At 42.5% G+C, this 5,725-nt stretch carries 4 protein-coding genes; all 4 read right to left on the bottom strand.

The window, feature by feature from the left end; translation table 11 throughout:
- Window positions 1-408 (bottom strand): hypothetical protein (locus B4F91_RS01540; RefSeq protein WP_288635339.1); only part of this gene is annotated, 408 nt, incomplete at its 3' end.
- A 72-nt stretch (window positions 409-480) separates the two neighbouring features.
- On the bottom strand, window positions 481-2,550 hold the full coding sequence (gene glyS / locus B4F91_RS01545; protein WP_286938590.1) for a glycine--tRNA ligase subunit beta: 2,070 nt from the start codon (window positions 2,548-2,550) through the stop codon (window positions 481-483).
- A 2-nt stretch (window positions 2,551-2,552) separates the two neighbouring features.
- Window positions 2,553-3,455 carry a glycine--tRNA ligase subunit alpha gene (gene glyQ / locus B4F91_RS01550; RefSeq protein WP_004588055.1) on the bottom strand — a complete coding sequence of 301 codons (903 nt, stop codon included), beginning with the start codon at window positions 3,453-3,455 and terminating at the stop codon, window positions 2,553-2,555.
- 140 nt (window positions 3,456-3,595) lie between these two features.
- Window positions 3,596-5,725 (bottom strand): DNA gyrase subunit B (locus B4F91_RS01555; protein WP_288635340.1); only part of this gene is annotated, 2,130 nt, incomplete at its 5' end.

Genomic DNA, 5,725 nt, shown 5'->3' on the forward strand with positions numbered 1-5,725 from the left:
GTAATCAATACTTACTATGTATGTACCTTTTATTGCAGGCGAGTAACTGAAGTAGTTATAAATAGTATTGCAGTCTGCAAGTACGGGTTGGCCGAGCGTTAGTTTTTGCCCTGCTGGTTGTGAGTCGCTATAGCCGCAGTTGTAGCCTTCGCTAAAATCGGCATCGGCTATTTTAAATTCGTACACTTTACCTGGGGTGCTAAATTTAACTTCTGCTTGGTAAAGCGCGCCGCCTACTGGCATAAACTGGTACTGAGGCTCTGCATCCCAAAGCGTAAAATCGCCTCTTAGGTAAATTGTTTTATCCAGCTCTTGCTGTGGCAGTACGTCGTTAATAGACACTTGGCTAGTACACGCTGTGAGTAAGCCGGCAATGGCAAGCGTTAAAATTCGTTTCATTGGCATCATTAATGGGTTTCCTTCGTTCTGTTAAAACTAAAAAGCCAGCAATACGCTGGCTTTTTATTGGCTTAAGCGGTGTTATTTTTGTAGTACAGATATATCTGCAATATCTAAAAATAAGCGGCTTAACTGGCTTAATAGTGCGAGGCGATTTTGCTTTACAGCTTCATCGTCGGCCATAACCATGACGTTGTCAAAAAAGTTATCAACGCTTTGGCGAATACCTGCCAATTGGCTTAATGCCTCTTGGTAGTTTCCATCGGCGTAAAGTGGTGCAAGCTCAGTTGCAAATTTTGCTACTTGTGATGCTAATACTTTTTCAGCGTCATCGCTTAATAGGCTCTCATCAACATCACCTTCGGTGGTAATGTTATTTTTAGCTAGTATGTTACCTACACGCTTATTCGCTGCTGCAAGCGCTTCTGCGGCATCTAACGTACGGAAGTGGCTTACTGCTTTAACACGACGGTCAAAGTCAGTAGGTTTAGTAGGGCGACGTGCCAGTACTGCCTGAATAACATCTACTTCAATGCCTTCGTCTTGATACCATGCGCGGAAGCGCCCTAGCATAAAGTCAAATACGTCGGTTGATACATTTAGGTTAGTAAGCTTTTCGCCAAACAGTGTTTGTGCTTTTGCTACGAGGTCTAAAATATCAAGCGGTAGCTCTTTTTCTACCATGATGCGCAGTGCACCAATGGCAGCACGACGAAGTGCAAATGGGTCTTTGTCACCTTTAGGTGCTTGGCCTATACCAAAAATACCCACCAGCGTATCAAACTTATCTGCAATTGCTACTGCACAGCTGATTAGGTTTGTAGGTAAATTGTCACCTGCAAAACGCGGCATGTATTGCTCGTTTTGTGCAATAGCTACATCTTCTGCTTCGCCATCAAAGCGTGCATAGTGCATACCCATTACACCTTGCACGTCGGTAAATTCCATTACCATTTCGGTCATTAAGTCTGTTTTACTTAATAGGCCAGCACGTTTTGCAAGGTCTTTGTCGGCACCTAGTTGCTCTGCAATGTAGCCGGCAAGCTCGCTAATACGTACAGATTTATCTTTAAGCGTACCTAACTGCTTTTGGAATAAAACAGTATCAAGTGATTCTAGGCGGCTTTCTAGGGTTTTCTTTTTATCTGTTTCAAAGAAGAACTGTGCATCAGCTAAACGTGGGCGCACTACTTTTTCGTTACCAGATATAACCACACTTGGATCTTTACTTTCGATGTTAGATACAAACAAAAACTTATTTAAAAGTTTGCCGTTTTGATCTAATAGCGGGAAGTATTTTTGATCGTCCTTCATGGTGTAAATTAGCGCTTCGGCAGGTACATCTAAAAATGCTTCTTCAAATGTTGCCGTTAACGTTACTGGCCACTCTACTAGAGAAGTAACTTCTTCTAATAAGTCTTCATCCATTGCAACAACCGCATTCACTGCGCTTGCAGCTTCTTCTATTTGTGCGCGGATTTGCGCTTTACGTTGTTCGTAATCAGCAATAACGTAGGCTGATTTTAATACGTCGAACACGTCATCAGCATGGTTAATGGTGATTTTGTCTGGATGATGAAAACGGTGGCCTTGTAACTGATTAGTTACTTGCTTACCTAAAATTTCGCCTTCAATAAGTTCATCACCAAATAAAATAGTTACGGTATGAACTGGGCGAATAAATTGTGTTTTATTCGCGCCCCAACGCATTGGCTTAGGTATTGGCAGCTTTGCTAACGACTTTGCAATGGCATCGCTCATCAGCGTTTTGGTTTCTTGTCCTGCTACTTTAGCAATATGTAAAAGCCAAGCGCCTTTGTCGGTTTCAAGAGTTTGTGCTTCACTTACGTCAATACCACAACCACGTGCCCAACCCATTGCTGCTTTTGTTGGGTTACCTTCGCTATCGAACGCTGCTTTAGTTGCAGGGCCACGCTTTTCTACTTCTTTATCTTGCTGCTTTGCTTCAAGCGCTTTTACTTGTAAACCTAAACGACGAGGCGATGCATACCAGCTTACGCCTTCATGCCCAAGTTCTAGTGTTTCAAGCTCTGCTGTTAAGTTTGCGGCAAAGGCTTCTGCTAATTTGCGCAGTGCTTTTGGTGGCAGCTCTTCGGTGCCAATTTCTACTAATAAATTTTGTGCTGACATGCTTACTTATCCTTACACAGCGGGAAACCAAGCGCTTCACGTGCATCGTAATAACTTTGTGCACACGCTTTTGATAACGCTCGAACGCGTAAAATATAACGCTGACGTTCGGTTACTGAGATTGCATGGCGCGCATCGAGTAAGTTAAACGCGTGCGATGCTTTCATTACTTGCTCGTAAGCAGGCAGTGGTAAATTTGCTTCAATTAGCTTTTGGCTCTCAGCCTCACACTTATCAAACTGGGCAAATAAATCATCTACGTTTGCGTGTTCAAAGTTGTAAGTAGATTGTTCTACTTCATTTTGATGGAATACATCGCCGTAAGTTACACGCCCTAATGGACCGTCTGCCCATACTAGGTCGTATATACTGTCTACACCTTGAATGTACATTGCTAAACGCTCTAGGCCGTAAGTAATTTCACCGGTTACAGGAGAGCATTCTAAGCCCCCTACTTGCTGAAAGTAAGTAAACTGCGTTACTTCCATACCGTTTAGCCAAATCTCCCAACCTAAGCCCCAAGCGCCTAGTGTTGGCGATTCCCAGTTATCTTCTACAAAGCGTACTTCGTGCGTTAGGGTATCAATTCCCATTGCTTCTAATGAGCCTAGGTAAAGCTCTTGAATGTTATCTGGTGATGGCTTTAAAACTACCTGAAATTGGTAGTAATGCTGTAAGCGGTTTGGGTTTTCGCCGTAGCGGCCATCGGTAGGACGGCGACACGGTTGTACGTATGCGCTCGACATTGGCTCAGGGCCAATAGATTTTAAGAATGTTTGCGGGTGAAATGTCCCTGCGCCCACTTCCATATCAAGTGGTTGAATAATGACACAGCCTTGCTGCGCCCAATAATCCTGTAAAGCCAGGATCAAACCTTGAAAGGTTTTAACGTCATATTTTTGCATATTTGGCTTTTTACTATCTGAAAGTAGCGTGAAAATTACCCTCAGTATACCTTGTGCACACGCAGGTTTTAAGCAGTTTGTGCGGTTGTTAAAATAAAAAAGGAGCCATTAGGCTCCTTTTAAGATGTAAGTATAATTTTTTACACGTCTAAGTTAACTACGCGAAGTGCGTTGGTTTCTATAAACTCACGACGAGGCTCAACTTGATCGCCCATTAATGTTGCAAACAATTGATCTGCCGCTACAGCATCTTCAATTGTTACTTGTAACATACGACGAGCTGAAGGATCCATTGTGGTTTCCCACAGTTGGCTAGGGTTCATTTCGCCTAATCCTTTATAGCGCTGAATGTAGATCCCGCGCTTAGATTCAGCGATCAACCATTCCAAAGCATCCACAAAGTTATCAACAGGTTTTGTTTTCTCACCACGTTGAACATATGCGCCTTCTTTTAAGATGTTTGCGATCTTCGTGCCAGTCACAGCAATGCGTTGGTAGTCACGAGATGCAATAAAGTCGTAGTGTAATACGTGTGCTTTATCCACGCCGTGCTGACGAATATTCACAACCGGGAAGTACAAGTTGCGCTCTGCATCATGCTCAGTACCCGCATGGAAAATTGTCGCATCTTCATCACGTTCAACTAAGTCGTCAACTAGCTCTTTCGTCCACTCAATTACCTTAGCTTCGTTAGATAAGTCTTCTACTTTTAACTCGCTTTGGTAAATCAAACGTTCCATTACCGTGTTAGGGTATTTACGTTTTAAGCGCTCAATGACTTTAACTGTGTTTTGGTAATCTTGTACTATTTGCTCAAGCGCTTCACCTTCAATTGCACTTGCATCTTCGCTTGTGTAAAGCGCTGCATTATTTAGTGCAAGTGATGTTAGGTACTCTACAAGTGCAGGATCGTCTTTAATATAACGCTCTTGCTTACCTTTTTTCACTTTATAAAGTGGTGGTTGTGCAATGTAAATATAACCACGCTCAACAATTTCTGGCATTTGGCGATAGAAGAACGTTAGTAGCAATGTACGAATGTGAGAACCATCCACGTCCGCATCGGTCATGATAATGATGCTGTGGTAACGTAGTTTTTCTGGGTCATATTCATCACGGCCAATACCACAACCTAGGGCTGTTATTAGCGTTGCTACTTCTTGTGAAGAAAGCATCTTATCAAAGCGTGCTTTCTCTACGTTCAAGATTTTACCTTTAAGTGGCAAAATTGCTTGGTTTTTACGGTTACGACCCTGCTTGGCTGAACCGCCAGCTGAGTCACCCTCCACTATGTATAGTTCAGATAATGATGGGTCTTTTTCTTGGCAGTCAGCTAATTTACCTGGTAAACCTGCTAAATCCATAGCGCCTTTACGACGAGTCATTTCACGGGCTTTACGCGCCGCTTCACGTGCTCGTGCTGCATCAATAATTTTACCAACAACAATTTTGGCATCCATTGGGTTTTCTAATAAGAAATCAGAAAACTTTTCAGCCATTGCTTGCTCAACCGCAGATTTAACTTCGCTTGATACTAGCTTGTCTTTAGTTTGTGATGAGAACTTAGGATCAGGTACTTTAACACTTACAACCGCAGTTAAGCCTTCACGCGCATCATCGCCCGTTGCGTTACTGGTTGTTTTAGCTTTTTTGTTAAAGCCTTCTTTTTCCATGTAGTTATTAAGTGTACGTGTTAGCGCAGATCTAAAGCCGGCTAAGTGAGTACCACCATCACGTTGTGGAATGTTATTAGTAAAACAGTAAATGTTTTCTTGGAAGCCATCGTTCCACTGCATTGAAACTTCAACGCTAATCCCATCTTCTTCACGCTCGTGAGTAAAATGGAATACACCTTTATGTACAGGTGTTTTATTGCGGTTTAAGTATTCAACAAACGCTTGAATACCGCCATCATATTTAAAGTGGTCGGTTTTATTTTCTTCGCGTTCATCAGATAAGATGATGCTTACACCAGAGTTCAAAAACGATAGCTCGCGTAAACGCTTAGCTAAAATATCATAATGAAAATCAAGGTTTGTAAATGTTTCGCCACTTGGCCAAAAACGCAGTTCAGTACCCGTAGTGTCAGCATCGCCAATAACAGTTAATGGAGCGTTAGGTACGCCCATGCTGTAAGTTTGCTCGTGCAATTTGCCTTCACGACGAATAGTAAGAGTTAGTTTTTCTGATAATGCATTTACTACCGATACACCAACACCGTGTAAGCCACCTGATACTTTGTAAGAGTTATCATCAAACTTACCACCGGC

The organism is Pseudoalteromonas sp. UBA6610, from assembly GCF_002433295.1.
Lineage (GTDB): Bacteria > Pseudomonadota > Gammaproteobacteria > Enterobacterales > Alteromonadaceae > Pseudoalteromonas > Pseudoalteromonas atlantica.